This is a genomic window from Stenotrophomonas sp. YJH_SMC_58 (genome assembly GCF_059369635.1).
In genome coordinates this window covers 242829-261684 of sequence record NZ_JCAFSW010000003.1, presented here as the reverse complement: position 1 = coordinate 261684, position 18856 = coordinate 242829, and the positions used below count along the sequence as shown (strand labels likewise).

Annotated in this window: 16 protein-coding genes; 11 read left to right on the top strand and 5 right to left on the bottom strand. The window is 67.1% G+C overall.

Annotation, left to right across the window (positions count from 1 at the left end):
• Window positions 1–14 precede the first annotated feature (14 nt).
• A complete protein-coding gene (gene cysS / locus AC5P68_RS05850; RefSeq protein WP_005410371.1) occupies window positions 15–1391 on the bottom strand; it encodes a cysteine--tRNA ligase in 1377 nt (458 codons plus the stop codon).
• A 187-nt stretch (window positions 1392–1578) separates the two neighbouring features.
• On the opposite strand from cysS, the gene AC5P68_RS05845 reads away from it, so the two are divergent.
• The 11 genes from AC5P68_RS05845 to AC5P68_RS05795 all read left to right on the top strand — a co-directional run bounded on the left by AC5P68_RS05845 (window position 1579) and on the right by AC5P68_RS05795 (window position 12969).
• Window positions 1579–2142, top strand: coding sequence for a glycine zipper 2TM domain-containing protein (locus tag AC5P68_RS05845; protein WP_024958440.1), 564 nt, complete (start codon window positions 1579–1581; stop codon window positions 2140–2142).
• A gap of 334 nt (window positions 2143–2476) precedes the next feature.
• A complete protein-coding gene (locus tag AC5P68_RS05840; protein ID WP_005410369.1) occupies window positions 2477–3487 on the top strand; it encodes an N-acetylornithine carbamoyltransferase in 1011 nt (336 codons plus the stop codon).
• Between the two features lie 119 nt (window positions 3488–3606).
• Window positions 3607–4803, top strand: coding sequence for an argininosuccinate synthase (locus AC5P68_RS05835; protein ID WP_005414009.1), 1197 nt, complete (start codon window positions 3607–3609; stop codon window positions 4801–4803).
• Between the two features lie 151 nt (window positions 4804–4954).
• On the top strand, window positions 4955–6043 hold the full coding sequence (locus AC5P68_RS05830; RefSeq protein WP_414498085.1) for an acetylornithine deacetylase: 1089 nt from the start codon (window positions 4955–4957) through the stop codon (window positions 6041–6043).
• Between the two features lie 25 nt (window positions 6044–6068).
• Window positions 6069–7397 carry an acetylglutamate kinase gene (locus AC5P68_RS05825; RefSeq protein ID WP_033834678.1) on the top strand — a complete coding sequence of 443 codons (1329 nt, stop codon included), beginning with the start codon at window positions 6069–6071 and terminating at the stop codon, window positions 7395–7397.
• Window positions 7398–7400: 3 nt separating this feature from the next.
• A complete protein-coding gene (locus tag AC5P68_RS05820) occupies window positions 7401–8003 on the top strand; it encodes a GNAT family N-acetyltransferase (RefSeq protein WP_049453465.1) in 603 nt (200 codons plus the stop codon).
• Window positions 8000–8953 carry an N-acetyl-gamma-glutamyl-phosphate reductase gene (gene argC, locus AC5P68_RS05815; RefSeq protein WP_111108401.1) on the top strand — a complete coding sequence of 318 codons (954 nt, stop codon included), beginning with the start codon at window positions 8000–8002 and terminating at the stop codon, window positions 8951–8953. Before AC5P68_RS05820 ends, argC begins: the two co-directional genes overlap by 4 nt.
• Before the next feature lie 20 nt (window positions 8954–8973).
• On the top strand, window positions 8974–10269 hold the full coding sequence (argH, locus tag AC5P68_RS05810; protein ID WP_005414004.1) for an argininosuccinate lyase: 1296 nt from the start codon (window positions 8974–8976) through the stop codon (window positions 10267–10269).
• The gene (locus tag AC5P68_RS05805; RefSeq protein WP_005414003.1) at window positions 10269–10532 is read left to right on the top strand and encodes a YciI family protein; all 264 of its coding nucleotides are present in this window, start codon (window positions 10269–10271) and stop codon (window positions 10530–10532) included. The genes argH and AC5P68_RS05805 overlap by 1 nt, the downstream gene beginning before the upstream one ends.
• Window positions 10533–10543: 11 nt before the next feature.
• Window positions 10544–11701 (top strand): glutamate 5-kinase, encoded by a 1158-nt coding sequence (proB, locus tag AC5P68_RS05800; protein WP_049404653.1) that lies wholly within the window; start codon window positions 10544–10546, stop codon window positions 11699–11701.
• Complete coding sequence (locus tag AC5P68_RS05795) at window positions 11698–12969, top strand: glutamate-5-semialdehyde dehydrogenase (protein ID WP_033832958.1); 1272 nt, start codon at window positions 11698–11700, stop codon at window positions 12967–12969. The genes proB and AC5P68_RS05795 overlap by 4 nt, the downstream gene beginning before the upstream one ends.
• 103 nt (window positions 12970–13072) lie before the next feature.
• Here the strand turns inward: AC5P68_RS05795 and pgaD are convergent, their stop codons facing one another.
• From pgaD to pgaA, 4 genes are read right to left on the bottom strand one after another with little or no spacing between them, the layout of a single operon-like run.
• Window positions 13073–13543 (bottom strand): poly-beta-1,6-N-acetyl-D-glucosamine biosynthesis protein PgaD, encoded by a 471-nt coding sequence (gene pgaD, locus AC5P68_RS05790; protein ID WP_012480823.1) that lies wholly within the window; start codon window positions 13541–13543, stop codon window positions 13073–13075.
• Window positions 13540–14796 carry a poly-beta-1,6-N-acetyl-D-glucosamine synthase gene (gene pgaC / locus AC5P68_RS05785; protein WP_005414000.1) on the bottom strand — a complete coding sequence of 419 codons (1257 nt, stop codon included), beginning with the start codon at window positions 14794–14796 and terminating at the stop codon, window positions 13540–13542. Before pgaC ends, pgaD begins: the two co-directional genes overlap by 4 nt.
• 1 nt (window position 14797) lies before the next feature.
• Window positions 14798–16684, bottom strand: a complete 1887-nt coding sequence (gene pgaB / locus AC5P68_RS05780; protein WP_005413999.1) for a poly-beta-1,6-N-acetyl-D-glucosamine N-deacetylase PgaB — start codon at window positions 16682–16684, stop codon at window positions 14798–14800.
• A 1-nt stretch (window position 16685) separates the two neighbouring features.
• Window positions 16686–18713 carry a poly-beta-1,6 N-acetyl-D-glucosamine export porin PgaA gene (pgaA, locus tag AC5P68_RS05775; protein WP_033832955.1) on the bottom strand — a complete coding sequence of 676 codons (2028 nt, stop codon included), beginning with the start codon at window positions 18711–18713 and terminating at the stop codon, window positions 16686–16688.
• Window positions 18714–18856 lie beyond the last annotated feature (143 nt).

Below are 18856 nucleotides of genomic sequence, written 5' to 3'. Positions count from 1 at the left end.
CGGGGCAGGGCAGGTCAGCCGCGCTTGCGCGACCAGCGCACGCCCTGCGGGGTGTCTTCCAGCACGATGCCTTCGGCGGCCAGCTGGTCGCGGATGGCATCGGAACGGGCGAAATCACGCGCCTTCTTGGCCGCAGCACGCTCGTCGATCAGGCCCTGGATGCGGGCATCGTCGCCGTCATCGCCCGCAGCGGTACCGAACCACTGCGCCGGATCGGCCTGCAGCAGGCCCAGCGCCAGGCCGGCGCCGAGCAGCTCGCCCTTCAGCCGTGCCTGTTCGGCCGGGTCGGTGGCGCGGCGTGCATCGGCGGCGATGCGGGCCACTTCGGCCAGCGCCTGCGGGGTGTTCAGGTCGTCATCCAGGGTCGCCTCGACGCTGGCCGGGATCACCGCGCTGGCTTCGATCGACGCCAGCTCGCGCAGCGTGCCGTACAGGCGGTCCAGGGTGCGCACCGACTGCTCGATCAGGCCATCGGACCAGTCCAGCGGCTGCCGGTAATGGGCCGACAGCAGGGCCAGACGCAGCGCTTCCGGCGGATGCTGGCGCACCAGGTCGTGTACGCGCTCGATGTTGCCCAGCGACTTGCTCATCTTGGCGCCGCCGAAGTTGAGCATGCCGTTGTGCAGCCAGTAGCGGGCAAAGATCCTGCCGCCATGCGCGCATTCGCTCTGCGCGATCTCGTTCTCGTGGTGCGGGAACTGCAGGTCGACACCGCCGGCATGGATGTCGATGGTCTCGCCCAGATGGGCGGCCGCCATCGCCGAGCATTCGATGTGCCAGCCGGGGCGGCCGCGGCCCCAGGGCGATTCCCAGCCGGGCAGGTCGTCGCTGGACGGCTTCCACAGCACGAAATCGCCCGGATCACGCTTGTAGGGGGCGACATCGACGCGGGCGCCGGCCAGCATCTCTTCCGGATCGCGTCGCGAGAGCTTGCCGTAGCCGTCGAAGCTGGCCACCGCGAACAGCACGTGGCCTTCGGCGGCATAGGCATGACCATTGGCGATCAGCTGCTCGATCATGGTGATGATCTGCGGCATGTGCGCAGTCACTTCCGGCTCGATGTCCGGCGGCACCACGCCCAGCGCGGCCATGTCTTCACGGTAGGCGGCGGCGAACCTGTCGGTGATGGTGCTGATCGGCACCCCCTGCTCGCGTGCAGCGGTGTTGATCTTGTCGTCCACGTCGGTGATGTTGCGCGCGTAGCGCAGGCCACCGAAACGCCGCCGCAGCAGATCGGCCAGCACCCCGAACACCACCGGGCCACGGGCGTTGCCGATGTGCACGTAGTTGTAGACCGTGGGGCCGCACACATACAGGGTCGGACAGGCCGGATCGAGCGGGGTGAACGGTTCGAGCTGGCGAGTCAGGTTGTTGTGCAGGCGCAGGGTCATGGGGCTGTGGCTGGGGGACAAGCCCGTGATTTTAGAACGTGTCGGCCCGCTTTGGGGCGCCGATTGCCACCGGTGGACGCCGGCTCCCCCCAAGGTGGGGTGGGCAGGAGCGGCGTGGACGGGTAATGTTCAGCCCCTTGCGCTCGTCACTGCCTACACTATTGCCGTGTCCTTGCTCCCGTCGCCACTGAAATCCACCGCGTTGCTGACCCTGGCCTGCCTGTCGGCGACGGCCGCCGTGGCCCAGGCGCAGGAAGCCGAGCCGCGCAACCGGGTGGTGATCGTCGAGAACGTGAAGTTCGACTATGCGCAGGTGCTGAACGTCGAGCCGGTGTTCCAGACCCTGCGCGCGACCCGCACCGAGGAGCATTGCGAGCCGATCTCGACCCGCACCCTGGCCCCGGTCAACGTCACCGGTGAAGAGCCGGTCGAGGACAAGGGCCGGATCAGCCGCTTCTGGGACTCGGTGCGCTCGATGTTCAAGCGCAGCGATGAAGAGGTCTCCGAGGAGACCGCCGCCGAGACGCCCGCCCCGGCACCGGCCAACAACGGCCCGATGCTGACCCGCGACTGCCGCATCGTGCCGGTCGGGCGTGAATTCCGCCGGCCGATCGCCTATGACGTGGATTACGTCTACAAGGGCACCAAGTACCGGTCGCGCCTGCCGGAAGACCCCGGCAACCGGCTGAAGATCCGGGTTTCGATCACCCCTTGGGTCGGCCCCGAGCAGGGCGCCGCCGGTAATCCCTGATTCTGCGACCCCGGCCCCTTGCGTCGGCCCCGGCCGCATGCAAAGATTGGCGGCCATGAAGCTCACCGACTTCCAGCACGACAGCAGCGCAGCCCGACAGGCGTCGGGCATGACCTCGCGTGCGCGTCGACCGGAACCCCACATCCTCGCTGGGTAACCGGAGCTTTCTGCTGTTCGTCCGAAAAAAACCCAGCCCGCCGGCTGGGTTTTTTCGTTTCCGCGCTTAAAAAATGCATGTGCTGAAAGCTGCAACTGCAACCTTTTCGATCCACCTTTGCTTCCTGCTTTTCCCTTCCACCGCGTCGAACCCGGCGCCGCCACGCAAGGAAAGATGATGTCCCCCAAGCACTTCCTGAACACCCAGGACTGGAGCCGCAGCGATCTTGACGCGCTGCTGACCCAGGCCGCGCTGTTCAAGCGCAACAAGCTCGGCGACCAGCTCAAGGGCAAGTCGATCGCGCTGGTGTTCTTCAACCCCTCCATGCGCACCCGCACCAGCTTTGAACTGGGCGCGTTCCAGCTCGGCGCCCACGCGGTGGTGCTGCAACCGGGCAAGGATGCGTGGCCGATCGAGTTCAACCTCGGCACGGTGATGGACGGCGATACCGAAGAACACATTGCGGAAGTGGCCAAGGTGCTGGGCCGTTACTGCGACATCATCGCCGTGCGTGCGTTCCCCAAGTTCATCGACTGGGCCTACGACCGCCAGGACATCGTCCTCAACAGCTTCGCCAAGTATTCGCCGGTGCCGGTCATCAACATGGAGACCATCACCCACCCGTGCCAGGAGCTGGCCCACGTCATGGCCCTGCAGGAGCACTTCGGCACCCAGGATCTGCGTGGCAAGAAGTATGTGCTGACCTGGACCTACCACCCCAAGCCGCTGAACACCGCCGTGGCCAACTCGGCACTGACCATCGCCACCCGCATGGGCATGGACGTGACCCTGCTGTGCCCGACCGCCGACTACATCCTCGACGATCGCTACATGGGCTGGGCCGAGCAGAACGTGGCCGAGAGCGGCGGTTCGCTGAAGATCAGCCATGACATCGACAGCGCCTACGCCGGCGCCGACGTGGTCTACGCCAAGAGCTGGGGCGCGCTGCCGTTCTTCGGCAACTGGGAGCCGGAGAAGCCGATCCGCGACCAGTTCAAGCACTTCATCGTGGACGAGCGGAAGATGGCACTGACCAACAACGGTGTGTTCAGCCACTGCCTGCCGCTGCGCCGGAACGTGAAGGCCACCGACGCGGTGATGGATTCGCCGCAGTGCATCGCCATCAACGAAGCCGAGAACCGCCTGCACGTGCAGAAGGCGATCATGGCGGCCGTTGCCGGGCGCTAGATCGAACAAGGGGTAGAGCCGACCGTTGGTCGGCTGCTCCCGCAGCGGCGCACCCATCATTCCAGCCGACCAACGGTCGGCTCTACCGAATTCCCATCCCCCAAGTGGACCTGACTCCCATGAGCAACAAAGACGTCGTTCTCGCCTTCTCCGGCGGCCTGGATACCAGCTTCTGCGTGCCGTACCTGCAGGAGCGCGGCTACAACGTGCACACCGTGTTCGCCGACACCGGCGGCGTGGATGATGAAGAGCGCGATTTCATCGAAAAGCGCGCCGCCGAACTGGGCGTGGCCAGCCACGTCACCGTCAACGGTGGCCCGGCCATCTGGGAAGGCTTCGTCAAGCCGTTCGTGTGGGCCGGCGAAGGCTACCAGGGCCAGTACCCGCTGCTGGTCTCGGACCGCTACCTGATCGTCGATGCCGCGCTGAAGCGTGCCGCCGAACTGGGCACCAACATCATCGCCCACGGCTGCACCGGCATGGGCAACGACCAGGTCCGCTTCGACCTGGCCGTGAAGGCGCTGGGTGACTACCAGATCATCGCGCCGATCCGCGAGATCCAGAAGGAACACACCCAGACCCGCGCCTACGAGCAGAAGTACCTGGAAGAGCGCGGCTTCGGCGTGCGCGCCAAGCAGCAGGCCTACACCATCAACGAGAACCTGCTGGGCCTGACCATGTCCGGCGGCGAGATCGACCGTTGGGAAGCCCCGGGCGAGGGCGCCCGTGGCTGGTGCGCACCGCGCAGCGAGTGGCCGGAGCAGGCGCTGACCGTCACCCTGAAGTTCGTTGAAGGCGAAGCCGTTGAACTGAACGGCAAGGCGCTGCCGGGCGACCAGATCCTGGCCCAGCTCAACAAGCTGTTCGCCCCGTACGGCGTCGGTCGCGGCGTGTACACCGGCGACACCGTGATCGGCCTGAAGGGCCGCATCGTGTTCGAGGCCCCGGGCCTGGTTTCGCTGCTGGCCGCACACCGCGCGCTGGAAGATGCGGTGCTGACCAAGCAGCAGAACCGCTTCAAGCCGGACGTGGCGCGCAAGTGGGTGGAGCTGGTGTACGAAGGCTTCTACCACGATCCGCTGAAGACCGACATCGAAGCCTTCCTGAAGTCCTCGCAGGCCAAGGTGAACGGTGAAGTGGTGCTGGAAACCCGCGGTGGCCGCGTCGATGCAGTGGCGGTGAAGTCGCCGCACCTGCTCAACACCAAGGGTGCCACCTACGCGCAGTCGGCCGACTGGGGCGTGGAAGAGGCGGAGGGCTTCATCAAGCTGTTCGGCATGAGCTCCACTGTCTATGCGCAGGTCAATCGTGGTTGACCTGTGACGGGGTGCCGGCCGCTGGCCGGCGCCTCGCAACGTCGATGGAGGGTAGTGCCGGCCGCTGGCCGGCTCGTGGCACGGCTGGATCATTGCGGAGCCGGCCAGCGGCCGGCACTACCGATTTCGAACCCTACGGATATTCAGACACATGCTTGAACAGACGCTCGATCACCTGCAGGCCCTGGTGTCTTTCGACACCCGCAACCCGCCGCGTGCGATCACCACCGGTGGCATCTTCGATTACCTGCGCGCGAACCTGCCCGGCTTCAACGTCGAGGTGATCGACCATGGCGCGGGCGCGGTCAGCCTGTACGCCGTGCGTGGTACGCCGAAGTACCTGTTCAACGTGCACCTGGATACGGTGCCGCACTCGCCGCACTGGAGTGCCGACCCGCATGTGATGCGGCGCCTGGACGACCGGGTGATCGGCCTGGGCGTGTGTGACATCAAGGGCGCGGCCGCTGCACTGGTGGCTGCGGCCAATGCCAGCGATGGTGATGCCGCGTTCCTGTTCTCCAGCGATGAAGAAGCCAACGATCCGCGCTGCATCGCCGCGTTCCTGGCCCGCGGCATTCCGTACGAAGCGGTGCTGGTGGCCGAGCCGACCATGAGCGAAGCGGTGCTGGCGCATCGCGGCATCAGCTCGGTGCTGATGCAGTTCGCCGGTCGTGCAGGGCACGCCTCGGGCAAGCAGGATGCGGCTGCCAGCGCGCTGCACCAGGCGATGCGCTGGGGCAACCGCGCGCTGGACCATGTGGAATCGCTGGCTTCGGCGCGCTTCGGTGGGCTGACGGGCCTGCGCTTCAACATCGGCCGCGTCGAAGGCGGGATCAAGGCCAACATGATCGCGCCCGCTGCCGAAGTGCGCTTCGGCTTCCGGCCGCTGCCGTCGATGAACATCGACGCGTTGCTGGCCACCTTCGCCGGTTTCGCCGAGCCGGAAGCGGCGGTATTCACCGAAACCTTCCGTGGCCCCAGCCTGCCGGCCGGCGACATCGCCGAAGCCGAGAACCGCCGCCTGCTGGCACGTGACGTGGCCGATGCGCTGGAACTGCCGATCGGCAACGCGGTGGACTTCTGGACCGAGGCCTCGCTGTTCTCGGCCGGCGGTTACACCACGCTGGTGTTCGGCCCGGGTGACATCGCCCAGGCCCACACCGCCGATGAGTTCGTGACGCTGGAGCAGTTGCAGCGCTACACCGACGCCGTGCATCGCATCATCGCCGCCGGCGCCTGATTCTTCCCTTTCCGACGAAACCGAAATGTCTCCTGCCCTCCAGCCCCATCGCCAGACCCGCCAGACCATCGTGCGCCTGCTTTCCAGCATGGCCAGCGCGAAGGAGATCAGCCAGTACCTCAAGCGCTTCTCGCAGCTGGATGCCAAGCGCTTCGCCGTGGTCAAGGTCGGCGGCGCGGTGCTGCGCGACGACCTCGACGCGCTGACCTCTTCGCTGTCGTTCCTGCAGGAAGTCGGGCTGACCCCGATCGTGCTGCACGGCGCCGGCCCGCAGCTGGATGCCGAACTGTCGGCCGCCGGCATCGAGAAGCAGACCGTGAACGGCCTGCGCGTGACCTCGCCGGAAGCGCTGGCAATCGTGCGCCGGGTGTTCCAGCAGTCCAACCTGCGGCTGGTCGAGGCGCTGCAGCAGAACGGCGCGCGCGCCACCTCGATCACCGGCGGCGTGTTCGAAGCCGAGTACCTGGATGTGGATACCTACGGCCTGGTCGGCGAGGTGAAGAAGGTCAACCTGGCACCGATCGAGGCCAGCCTGCGCGCCGGCTCGATCCCGGTCATCACCAGCCTGGGCGAGACCGCCGGCGGCCAGATCCTCAACGTCAACGCCGACTTCGCCGCCAACGAGCTGGTACAGGAACTGCAGCCGTACAAGATCATCTTCCTGACCGGCACGGGCGGCCTGCTGGACGAGGTGGGCAACGTGATCGATTCGATCAACCTGTCCACCGAGTACGACCACCTGATCGCGCAGCCGTGGATCCACGGCGGCATGAAGGTGAAGATCGAACAGATCAAGGATCTGCTCGACCGCCTGCCGCTGGAATCGTCGGTGTCGATCACGCGCCCGGCCGACCTGGCCAAGGAACTGTTCACCCACAAGGGTTCGGGCACGCTGGTGCGCAAGGGTGAAAAGGTGCTGCGCGCCACCGCCTGGAACGAACTGGACCTGCCGCGCCTGAAGGGCCTGATCGAATCCAGCTTCGGCCGCGCGCTGGTGCCGGACTATTTCGAGAAGACCAAGCTGTTGCGTGCCTACGTCAGCGAGAACTACCGCACCGCGGTCATCCTCACCGACGAGGCAGAGGGCGTGTACCTGGACAAGTTCGCCGTGCTCGACGACGCGCAGGGCGAGGGCCTGGGCCGTGCGGTCTGGAACGTGATGCTGGAAGAGACGCCGCAGCTGTTCTGGCGCTCGCGCCATGGCAACCCGATCAATCACTTCTACTACGCCGAATCCGACGGCTGCTACAAGCAGGACCACTGGAAGGTATTCTGGTTCGGTGCCGATGGCATAGACCGGATCAAGACCTATGTCGATCATTGCGCGCAGCGCACCCCGAGCCTGCAGGGCTGAGCAATGAGCAACCTCGATGCCTGGAACACGGTTCCCACCCTGCGCGGCCAGCACGTAACCCTGCAGCCGCTGCAGATGGAACACGTGCCCGGCCTGCGCGATGCGCTTGAAGGCAGCGGCCTGGACCAGCTCTGGTACACCCAGGTGCCGTCGCCGGAACAGGCCGAGACCTATGTGCGGGCCGCGCTGCAGGCGCAGAGCGAAGGCAAGGTGCTGCCGTTCGTGATCCGTGATGCGGCTGGCGGAATCGTTGGCAGTACCCGTTTCTATGACATGGATGCCGGTGTGCCGAAACTCAGCCTCGGCTACACCTGGTATGCGCCGCGCGTGCAGCGTACCGGTGCCAACACCGAAGCCAAGCTGTTGCTGCTGCAGCACGCCTTCGAAACGCTGGGCTGCATCAGCGTGGTGCTGGAAACCAGCTGGTTCAACGCCACCTCGCGCACTGCCATCGCCCGCCTCGGCGCCAAGCAGGATGGCGTGCTGCGCAACCACAAGCGGCATGCCGACGGCACGCCGCGCGACACCGTCATCTTCTCCATCATCGACGCGGAATGGCAGGGCGTGAGGCGCCACCTGCAGTACCGCCTGGACAGCCACGCATGAACGATTCGACCTTTACCCTTGGCATCGTCGGTGCCCGCGGCCATACCGGCGCCGAGCTGATCAAGCTGGTGGCCGCCCATCCGCGGCTGGAACTGGCTTTCGTCTCCTCGCGCGAGCGCGCCGGGCAGCGCCTGTCCGACCATCACCCGGAATTCCAGGGCGATCTGCAGTACGAGAACCTGGACGCCGACGCGGTGGCGGCCAAGGGTGTGGACGCAGTGATCCTGGCCCTGCCCAATGGCCTGGCCGCACCGTTCGTGGCTGCGCTGGAAGCGGCGAAGCCGGACACCGTCATCGTCGATCTCTCGGCCGACTATCGCTTCGACAACAGCTGGTACTACGGCCTGCCAGAGCTGACCCGCGGCCGCTACAACGGCCAGAAGCACATCAGCAACCCAGGCTGCTATGCCACGGCGATGCAGCTGGCGGTGCATCCGCTGCTGGACCTGCTGGCCGGTCCGCCGCAGTGCTTCGGTGTCTCCGGCTACTCCGGCGCCGGTACCACGCCGTCGGACAAGAACAACGTCGAACTGCTGGCCGACAACCTGATGCCCTACGCGCTGACCAACCACGTGCACGAGCGCGAGGTGTCGGTGCAGCTGGGTGTGGCTGTTGAATTCATGCCACATGTCGCGCCGCATTTCCGGGGCATCACGCTTACCGCCAACCTGTGGCTGAACCGCGTGCAGACCCGCGAACAGATCGCCGAGCGCTTCCAGCAGGCCTATGCCGGCGAACCCCTGATCGACGTGGTGGATGAAGCGCCGTGGGTCAGCCGCATCGCCGGCCGACACGGTGCCCAGGTCGGTGGCTTCACCCTGGCCCCGGGCGGCAAGCGGGTCGTCGTGGTGGCGACCCTGGACAACCTGCTCAAGGGCGCGGCCACCCAGGCCATGCAGAACCTCAACCTCGCGCTGGGCATCGACGAACTGATGTCCATCCCGCACTGAACACGCCTTCCGGAGCCCCCATGGCAGACCTTCTTTGGCAGAAGCCCGGCGTCGCTGTCGACGCCCAGATCCAGACCTTCCTCGCCGGCGACGACGTGATCCTCGACCGCGAGTTCTTCCTGCACGACATCGCCGCCAGCGCCGCGCACGCGCAGGGCCTGCAGCACATCGGCATCCTCAGTGCCGACGAGCTGGACGGCCTGCTGCGCGAACTGGAGGTGCTGGCGCAGGACTTCCGCGAAGGCCGCTTCGTGCTCGATACCCAGTATGAGGATGGCCACTCGGCGATCGAAGCGCGCCTGACCGAACGCCTCGGCGATGCCGGCCGCAAGATCCACACCGGCCGCAGCCGCAACGACCAGATCCTGGTCGCCACCCGCCTCTGGCTGAAGGAGAAGCTGCAGCGCGTGGCACAGCTCAGCGCCGAAGTGGCCAAGGTCGCGCTGGACCGCGCACAGGCCGAGAAGGACCTGCCGATTCCCGGCTACACCCACATCCAGCGCGCCGTAGTGTCCTCGGCCGGCATGTGGTGGGCGGGCTGGGCCGAGGCCTTCATCGACAATGCCATCCGCGCGCGTGACACCCATGCGCTGGTCGATGCCAATCCGCTGGGCACGGCTGCCGGCTACGGCGTGAACCTGCCGCTGGACCGCGAACACACCACGGCCGCGCTCGGTTTCGCGCGCATGCAGATCTCGCCGATCTACGCACAGCTGTCGCGCGGCAAGTTCGAGCTGGCCGCGCTGGAAGCGCTCGGCGGTGCCACGCTGGACCTGCGCCGCATCGCCTGGGACCTGTCGCTGTTCACCAGCGCCGAGTTCGGCTTCGTCGCGCTGCCGGCGCAGTACACCACCGGCAGTTCGATCATGCCCAACAAGCGCAACCCGGACGTGATCGAGCTGATGCGTGCGACCCACGCCAGCGTCGCCGCAGCGCGCACCGAGATCGAGCAGCTGCTGTCGCTGCCGTCGGGCTACCACCGCGACCTGCAGTCGTCCAAGGGTGCCATCTTCCACGGCTTCGGCCGTGGCCTGGCCGCGCTGGAGCTGCTGCCGGCGCTGCTGGCCAATCTGGAATGGCGTGACGACAAGCTGCGTGCGGCCATCGATTCGGGCATGTATGCCACCGACGTGGCGGTGGAAGCGGCCGTGGCCGGCGTGCCGTTCCGTGAGGCCTACAAGGCCGCTGCGGCCGGTGCCGACAGTGCAGGGCAGGGGCGTACCCCGGAAGGCAGCCTCGCCGCGCGCGTGTCGCCGGGTTCGGCCGCCGACCTGCGCCTGGACGAACTGCGCGCGCGCTGGCAGGCGCTGTCCTGATGGCGGGCACTGTCTACCTGGTGATGGCGATGCGCCGGCCGGACTTCAACGATGCAGCAGTGCAGCCGCACCGCGATTTCCTCGATGCGTTGCAGGCGCAGGGCAAGCTGCAGCTGACCGGTGGTTTCGCCGACGGCAGTGGTGGCGCCTATGTGCTGTGCAACGTGGACAGCCTGGCGCAGGCGCAGGCCATCGTCGCCACCGATCCGCTGGTGACGATGCAGGCCTCCGAGCTGACCGTGCACGAATGGAACACCCGCTGAGACACTGACCGATGATCCAGCACGCTGCCAACGTCGCCTCGCCGTTCCCCGAACAAGCGCTGCCGCCATGGCGGCGTGCGGTGCTGAAGGTCGGCAGCAGCCTGCTGGCAGCCGATGGCGGCGGCCTGTCACCACGCCACGCGCTGGGCCTGGCCCAGTTCGTCTCGGCCAATGTCCTGGCCGGGCGCGAGGTGGTGATCGTGTCTTCCGGCGCGGTCGCTGCCGGGCGCGCGATCCTGCCGCGGGCCGATGAGCCTGGCGCGGCGATGGCGGCGCGGCAGGCGCTGGCTGCGCTCGGCCAGGCCCAGCTGATCGGGCTCTGGCAGCGCTTCTTCGAGCGCCCGGTGGCGCAGGTGCTGCTGACCCATGACGACCTGCGCAACCGCCGCCGCTACCTCAACGCACGCGCCACGCTCAACGAACTGCTGCGGCTGGGCGCGTTGCCGGTGGTCAACGAGAACGACACCGTGTCGGTGGACGAGCTCAAGCTTGGCGACAACGACAACCTGGCGGCGACGGTGGCGGCACTGGTCGATGCCGATGCGCTGTTCATCGCCACCGATATCGATGGCCTGTACAGCGCCGACCCGCGCGCCGTGGCCGATGCGCGGCCGCTGCATGAGGTGCCGGAACTGAGTGACGAGGTGCTGGCGATGGCCGGCGGCGCCGGCTCGGGCGCCGGTACCGGCGGCATGCGGACCAAGCTGGAAGCGGCGGCGAAGGCGGGTCGTCTCGGCATCGAAACCTATCTGTTCAATGGCCGCAGCGGTGACGTGGTGCGCGCGCTGGCCCAGGACCGCCTGTTCGGTACCCGTATCTACGCCGCGCGCAGCCGTGAGGCGGCCCGCAAGCACTGGCTGCGGCACGCGCCGCTGGTCGAGGGTGCGATCGTGATCGATGCCGGCGCGGCGCAGGCGATGCGCGAGAAGGGCGCCTCGCTGCTTCCCGGCGGCATCACCGGCGCGGAGGGCATGTTCCGCCGTGGCGACATGGTGCAGGTGTGCTGGAACGCGCCACAGGGCCGCGTCTGCGTGGCGCGCGGCGTCAGCCAGTACGCGGCCGATGATGTGCGCCGGATCGCCGGCCGCCATTCGCGCGACATCGAGGCCGTGCTGGGCTACAACTACGGTGGCAGCGTCGTCCATCGCGACGATCTGGTGCTGCCATGACCGGTTTGAAGGACTCCCCGATGAGTGAAATCGAAGCGCAGGCGCGTGCCTGCCGTGACGCGGCCCAGATCGTTGCCGGCCTCGACAGTGCGGCGCGCCGCACGCTGCTGCTGGCAATGGCCCAGGCACTGGAAGTGAATGCCGGGCTGATCCTGGCCGGTAATGCGCGCGACCTTGCCGCTGCGCGCGAGAAAGGCATTGGCAGTGCCATGCTCGACCGCCTGGCGCTGGACCCGGCACGCCTGTTCGCGATGGCCGAAGCCGTGCGAGAGATCGCCGCGCTGCCCGATCCCGTCGGCCAGATCACCCGCGACGATGTGCGTCCAAACGGCATCCGCGTGCAGAAGGTGCGCGTGCCGCTGGGCGTGATCGCGATGATCTACGAGGCGCGCCCGAACGTGACCGCCGAAGCGGCCGCGCTGTGCCTGAAGGCGGGCAATGGCGTGATCCTGCGCGGTGGTTCCGAAGCGATCCACTCCAACACCGCCATCGCCCAGGCGCTGGCCGGCGCCCTGCAGGCCAATGGTGTACCGGCGGCGGCAGTGACCGTGCTGACCGACCTGCGCCGCGAAGCAATGCTGGAGCTGCTGCAGCTGCATGAACTGATCGATCTGGCGATTCCGCGCGGCGGCGAAGGCCTGATCCGCTTCGTTGCCGAGCATGCGCGGGTGCCGGTGATCAAGCACTACAAGGGTGTCTGCCACCTGTTCGTGGATGCCAGCGCCGACCTCGGCAAAGCCATCGACCTTCTGGTGGACGGCAAGTGCAGCCGTCCGTCGGCCTGCAACTCGCTGGAAACCCTGCTGGTGCATCGTGATGTGGCCGAAGCCTTCCTGCCGCGCGTGGCGCAGGCGCTCGGTGAGCGTGGCGTGGAGCTGCGCGCCGACACGAACGCGCAGCCGCTGCTGCCGGGCAGCACCGCCGCCAGCGAAGACGACTACGCTGCCGAGTTCCTCGACCTGGTGCTGGCCGTGCGCGTGGTTGATGACCTCGAGGCGGCCATCGCGCACATCCGTGCCTATACCTCCGACCATACCGAAGTGATCGCCACCGAAGACGCCGGCCATGCCGAGCGCTTCGTCACTGCGCTGCGCTCGGCGGTGGTGATGGTCAATGCCTCGTCGCGCTTCTCCGACGGTGGCCAGCTGGGCCTGGGCAGCGAGATCGGCATTTCCACCACGCGCCTGCATGCGTACGGCCCAATGGGCCTGGAAGCACTCACCGTCGAACGATTTGTCGTGCGCGGTGAAGGGCAGACGCGCAAGTAGATCCACGCGATGCGCGGATGCTCTTCGCGTTAGACCCCGGTGCCGACCAAGGTCGGCGCCCACCAGGCCCAAGCGCCGACCCGGGTCGGCGACTACCGGGGCGTCACACCACCTCGCGGCGGATACCGATCGGCCGCGCGTGATCGTCCATGTGCAGCGTGGCGGCCTTGCAGCCCAGCAGGCGCTCGGCAAGGCCGGTGCTGGCACCCAGATCGGCCGCGACTTCATTGAGGCTGGCCAGCGGTCGCGGCAGGCGTCGCTCGTGGCCACGGAAGCGCGCGCGGTTGTACTCGGCCCAGCCGATCAGCAGCACGCTGGCACACAGCAGCATCAGCGGCAGTGCCACCAGCACATAGGGGTCGAACTGGCTTTGCCGTTGGTACAGCTGCTGCCAGGCCAGCTGGCCGCCGATCAGCCACGAGAACAGGGTCACCAACGGTGCCCACAGGTAGAAGTAGAACCCCCAGAACGCGAGGGTGACGAAGCCCCAGGCGGTGCGCTGGAAGCGTGGTTGGCGATGCGGCTTGCGGATCATCCGCGAGTCGAAGCGGTTGGACGGGCGTTGTGCGTTCATCGGATCCCCCGATCGGGACTGGTCCAGGTGGCGCGCTTGCTGCGACGGCGCAGCAGGGTCTTCGGCAACGCCACCAGGGTGGTGGAAAGACTGATCAGCCAGTACGCCATCGGGTACCAGATGACCCAGAAGTAGTTGCGTCCAATCTGTGTTTCGTAACGACGGTCGATGATCAGGCTGCTGGCGAACTGCATCAGGCAGACCAGGGCCAGGATCACGCCATGCCATTGCGGCAGCAGGCTGGCGATGTACAGCTGCGGCGGCATGTCGATGAGCTTGCCCAGCACCCACAGCACCACGATGAACAACATGGTGTAGGCCCAGATCACGCTCAGCACGTACTCCAGCAGTACGCCCCACATGCGCCGTTCCTTCCAGTGCAGCAGTGAACGCGCATGCCGCAGCATCACTTCCACGCCACCCTGCGCCCAGCGCAGCCGTTGCCGCCACAGACCCTTCAGCGTTTCCGGCATCAGGATGAAGCACAGCGCGTTGGGTTCGTAGCGGATGTCCCAATGCGCACGCTGCAGGCGCCAGCTGATGTCGATGTCTTCGGTCACCATGTCGTCCGACCACCAGCCGACCTGGTGCAGGGCGGTGCGGCGAAAGCCGGCGATCACTCCGGAGATGGTGAAGATGCGCCCGTACACGCGCTGCGCGCGCTTGATCATGCCGATGATCGAGGAGAATTCGGCCACCTGCAGGCGTCCAAGCAGGGTGGAACGGTTGCGGATGCGCGGGTTGCCGGTGACCGCACCGACGCGGTTGCCGCTGACCAGGTGCCAGACCATCCAGTGCAGGGCGTGTTCCTCCAGCATGGCATCGCCATCGATGCACACCAGGTACTCCGAGCGGGCCGCCAGCGCACCCATGCGCAGCGCGTTGGCCTTGCCGAGGTTGCGGTCCAGGTGCAGCACGCGCAGCCGCGGATGCTTCGCCGCCAGCACGTCGAGCCGGGCGCCGGTGTCATCACTGCTGCCATCGTCGATGGCGATCACCTCGTAGTCGGCCGGATAGCGCTGTGCCAGCGCCGCGCCGAGTGTGTCGTCGAGGTTCGCGGACTCGTTGTGGCAGGGAATCAACAGGCTCGCGAACGGTGGATCGACCATCAGCGGCGGGTCGTTGCGTGGGCGCGAATGGCGTTCGCGCCGGAAGTAGTAATACAGGCCGCCCGACATCCAGAAGAACGCCATCACCATCGGGTAGTAGAAGGCGAACTGGAACAGGACCTGCAGCAGCGGGTGCATGTCCATGTCACTTCTCCGGGTACGGGAAGTTGCCGGCGGACATCGCCGCGCGGGCATCATGGGTGGAAGGCTGGCCGGCGATGAAGTCGTCCGGGTACCAGGCGAAGTGGTGCACGCCCTGCGCCTGCAGCTGGCGGATCTGTGCGCGCAGCCGCTCGGCGGGAATCGGTTGCCCGCTGCGCCAATCGACGGTCTGCAGTTCGAACAGGGTGTGCTGCAACTGGGGATCGTGCGCACGCACCGCGGCCAGCAGCTGGTCGAGCCAGCGTTCCGGATGCCTGCTGCCTTCCATCCACGGCATCGCCATCAGTGCGGTCTGGTCGTAGGCCTTGTTGAACAGGTCCAGGCGCTGCGCGAACCAGGCTTCGCTCTGCGGACGCAGTACCGGCTCCGCGTACAGGTTGCGCACCGTGGCCAGCTTCGGCCGCCAACGCTGCGCACTGTCGCGCAGGGCCAGGGTGAAGTCGATCAGCGCCCGGGTGCGAGCGCTGCCATCGTCGCCGGCCGCCAGCGTCGGCAGTTCTGTGTCGCGCAGGTAGCCATCATCATGGAAGAGCAGGCCTTCGAAGTACGAGTTGACGGCCAGATCCTCGTAGATGTCGAGCATGATCTGGCGTGCCTTCGGATTGGTGAAGTCCAGCCGGTACATGCCGTCGGCATCGCCGTTGTGGATCGCCAGTGCCTTGCGCTGCACGGGGTCGGGCAGCTCGAAGCCGAGCACCGGCAGCCATGCGTAGACCTTCACCCCCGCGCGCGACTTCAGCTGCCAGGCGACCCGGCTGAACAGGTCCGCGCGCATCGGCATGTGCCGGTTGGGGAAGTACAGTGCATCGGCGGTGTTGTTGCCGTCCGGATCGGCGAACGCCTGCAGGTAGACGTGGGTGGGCGAGATGCGCTTGACCCGCTCGATCAGCGCATCGAGGTTGCGCCCCTGCTGCGCCGGGTCCGGGTCGTACACATCATCCAGGTCGACCTGCAACGCGCGGATGCCGTCGAGCGCAACGTCGCGCCGCAGCTCGTAGGCAAGGCCCTCCACGGTCGGGTTGTCGCTGACCAGGAAGCGCGCCAGCCCATGCAGGTCGCTGGCCACTGGCGTGCTGCGGCCTTCCAGATCGAAGGACACCGGCATGCCCAGCTGTTCGGCGATGTCGTTGCTCAACTGGTTGTAGGCGGCGTACGGCCAGACGATGGCGCGCGGGCGCACGCCCAGGTGCTGCTGGATGCGCTGCACGCTGCGGCCGAGATCTGCGCGCAGGCGCTGCTCGTACTGCGCCTCGCTCTCGTAGCTGCGCGTGGCCGGCCGGTAGATGCGGGTGACCACCGCTGGCGTCGAATTGCCCTGCGGATTGGCAAGCACTCCGTGGTGCAGGTCGTCGGTATGGCTGGCCACTTCGATCAGGCCGCTGTCGTGCATCTGCTTCAGCTGCGCCCAGGTAACGAAGTCATCGTGGCCGAACGGCCGGTAGCCATAGTCGATCGTGCGCCCGGGTGCCATGTCCACGTAATCGGTGATCACTGCCACCAGCGCCGGGTAGCGGTACGCCTGCAGCAGCGGGAACGCCTTGTCGTAGACGCTGCGCAGGCCATCATCGAAGGTCAGCAGTACCGGTTTCGGTGGCAGCGTGGCGCGTCCCTGGGAGGCGTCGATCACCTGCGACAGCGACACCGGGTGGTAGCCGTGTGCCCCCAGCCAATCCAGGTGCGCAGCGAAGTTCTGCGTGCTCACCGCGTAGGTATCGGCGTCGCCCTTGGCCGCGACCCGGTCGCGGATGTCGTGGTAGCTGAGGATCAGCAGGCCGTTGTCAGTGGCATCGAGATGCAGGGCCTGCTGCGCGAACGCCGGCGGCGTGGCGGCCAGCAGCAGGAGCACGATCAGTCGCAGGATGCGGGCCATGTCACTCTCCCCAGCGCAGTGCGGCTTCGAAGCCGATATGACGCTCGCGGTGGCCGTCGTAGACCGGCCGCGACCAGCGCACGCCGTACTCGAACACGCGGCCCTGGCCCAGCTGCCATTCGTGCATGTAGGACACCGAAGGGACCAGAGCGCTGCCGAAGCCGTCCTGCCAGTAGTCACCCAGCGAGACCGTCAGGCGGTGCCGGAAGTGGCGCTCGTAGTGCCGCCACAGCTGCTGGTCGATGCGCAGCCCGATCTCGACCATGCGGTCGCGCTTCGGGTTGAAGTAGGGCGCGTCGTCGCGGCTGCCTCGGCTGGTGTAGGCACTGGCCAGGCCGTCGATCAACCAGCGCGGGCGGGTCAGCAGGCGCTGTTCGATGCTGGTGCTGAACAGCTCGCGGTGGTTGCCGTCGTCGTAGCGGAAGCGGCTGGCGCCGAACATCCAGTGGGTCAGCTCGCTGCGCCGGTAGTCGACCTGCGCGCTCACGCTGTCAGCGCTGATGCCCGCCACGCGCGCCTGCATCGAGGCTTCCGGGTCATTGCGTGCGGCCACCAGCCCGGCATGCCAGTAATCGTTGAACTGCCAACCCACGCCGATGCGCAGGCCGGTATCGCCAATGTGGTCGTTGGCGCGCAGTACCGCCGCTTCCGCATCCAGCTGGCCAAAGCGGTAGCGTACGCCCGCGCCCAGCCACAGCGGGTCGATGCGCTGGTCCTGGAAGTCGACCGAGCGCCTGTCGGCGAAGGCGAACAACCGCCAGCGGTCGTCGAGTACCGGTGTCTGCACTTCGACCCCGTAGTGACGGTCGTTGTTGCCCAGCGGCGAGGTGCCGCCACCGCCGGAGCTGCGACCAATGTCGGTCCATGCCTTCAGCTGCCAACCGCGATGCGCCCGCCAGGCCTGGTCCATGCGTTCGACGGCGGGTTGGGTCGGGTAGCGTGCGACAAGATCGTCGTGCAGTGGCCTTGCCAGGTCATCGCGCTGCAGGGCGACGTAGGCCTCCTCCATGCCCAGCCGCGGCTCGATGTCGCGGGGGTCCAGCGCATGTGCCATCTGCTGGCGCTGCAGTGCCATGCGTGGCCATCCGCGCATCATGTACACGCTGCCCAGCGCGCTCTGCAGGCCGCCGTTGCCCGGTGCGATGTCGACCATCGACTCCAGGTCGTGCTGTGCGGTGCGCAGGTCGCCGCTGTAGGCGCGTACCATCGCCAGATTCAGGTCGGCCTCGTAACGTGACCAGTTCGCGTACGGTGACTTGCCGTTGCTCCAGCGCCACGCCGGCTCCTTGTCACGCCAGGCCTGCAGCAGGTCGATCGCCTTTTCCTGCTGCTCGCTCTCCAGGTAGGCATAGGCCAGTTCCGAATGCGAGGCATCGCGTGTCGGGTCGCCGGCCACTGCCGCCTGCAGCACCGGTATGGCTTCTTCCGGATGCAGGGTGCCCATCAGCGAATCGCCGACCGCAGGCAGCACATAGTCGGGCAGGGCATGGCCTTCGGCCTGCAGTGCGCGGGCTTCCTCGCGCACCTGCGCATGGCGGCCCAGCCGGTTGAGCAGGATCAGCCGGTCCATGCGGACGCGAAGCGGCGCCTGCGCGGGCGGGGTGCCTTCGCTGCCCAGGTAGCGCTGCATGCGCGCCAGGGTCGATTCGGCTTCTTCCAGGCGGCTGTCTTCGCTGCTGCTGTAGGCCAGGCTCCACACCACCAGCTTGGCCAGGTAGTCGCCTTCGATGCGCTGCTTCTGTGCAGCGTCGAACAGCTGCGGGCGCTGCTGGTACAGCTCCCAGGCGCGCCAGGCGTTGCCGATGTCGCCCAGGGTCAGTACGCGCAGCTTGAACAGCAGGTCGTCGTTGGGTTGCTCTTGGCTGGCGCGCTCGATCGCGCCGAGGGCATCCAGCCAGCGGGCCTGGTCGCGGTAACGGCCGATCTCGGCCAGGGCCGCCTCGCGGTCAGACGGGGCAGCGCTGCTGGCCCAGGCCAGGGCGGTACAGGCAAGGCCGACGCAGAGCGCCAGCCGGCGGTGGACAACCATTGGGGACCCCCTTGGCTTCCGAACCAGACAACCTGAGAAATGTGACGCACATCACATGCCAGCTTTTGGCGTGGCCGTGGCCCGCGTCACTCCCTTCGTGCATTCCCGTCCAGCAAGGACGGATACAAACCCGGACAGCGACC

Bases quoted from the DNA above. Each gene is read 5' to 3' on its own strand.
- pgaC (WP_005414000.1), bottom strand. From the start codon at position 14,796: ATGGACATGCACCCGCTGCTGCAGGTCCTGTTCCAGTTCGCCTTCTAC.
- AC5P68_RS05805 (WP_005414003.1), top strand. From the start codon at position 10,269: ATGGCGGGCACTGTCTACCTGGTGATGGCGATGCGCCGGCCGGACTTC.
- AC5P68_RS05795 (WP_033832958.1), top strand. From the start codon at position 11,698: ATGACCGGTTTGAAGGACTCCCCGATGAGTGAAATCGAAGCGCAGGCG.
- pgaA (WP_033832955.1), bottom strand. From the start codon at position 18,713: ATGGTTGTCCACCGCCGGCTGGCGCTCTGCGTCGGCCTTGCCTGTACC.
- proB (WP_049404653.1), top strand. From the start codon at position 10,544: ATGATCCAGCACGCTGCCAACGTCGCCTCGCCGTTCCCCGAACAAGCG.
- AC5P68_RS05825 (WP_033834678.1), top strand. From the start codon at position 6,069: ATGTCTCCTGCCCTCCAGCCCCATCGCCAGACCCGCCAGACCATCGTG.
- pgaD (WP_012480823.1), bottom strand. From the start codon at position 13,543: ATGAACGCACAACGCCCGTCCAACCGCTTCGACTCGCGGATGATCCGC.
- argC (WP_111108401.1), top strand. From the start codon at position 8,000: ATGAACGATTCGACCTTTACCCTTGGCATCGTCGGTGCCCGCGGCCAT.
- AC5P68_RS05835 (WP_005414009.1), top strand. From the start codon at position 3,607: ATGAGCAACAAAGACGTCGTTCTCGCCTTCTCCGGCGGCCTGGATACC.
- cysS (WP_005410371.1), bottom strand. From the start codon at position 1,391: ATGACCCTGCGCCTGCACAACAACCTGACTCGCCAGCTCGAACCGTTC.
- AC5P68_RS05830 (WP_414498085.1), top strand. From the start codon at position 4,955: ATGCTTGAACAGACGCTCGATCACCTGCAGGCCCTGGTGTCTTTCGAC.
- argH (WP_005414004.1), top strand. From the start codon at position 8,974: ATGGCAGACCTTCTTTGGCAGAAGCCCGGCGTCGCTGTCGACGCCCAG.
- AC5P68_RS05840 (WP_005410369.1), top strand. From the start codon at position 2,477: ATGTCCCCCAAGCACTTCCTGAACACCCAGGACTGGAGCCGCAGCGAT.
- pgaB (WP_005413999.1), bottom strand. From the start codon at position 16,684: ATGGCCCGCATCCTGCGACTGATCGTGCTCCTGCTGCTGGCCGCCACG.
- AC5P68_RS05820 (WP_049453465.1), top strand. From the start codon at position 7,401: ATGAGCAACCTCGATGCCTGGAACACGGTTCCCACCCTGCGCGGCCAG.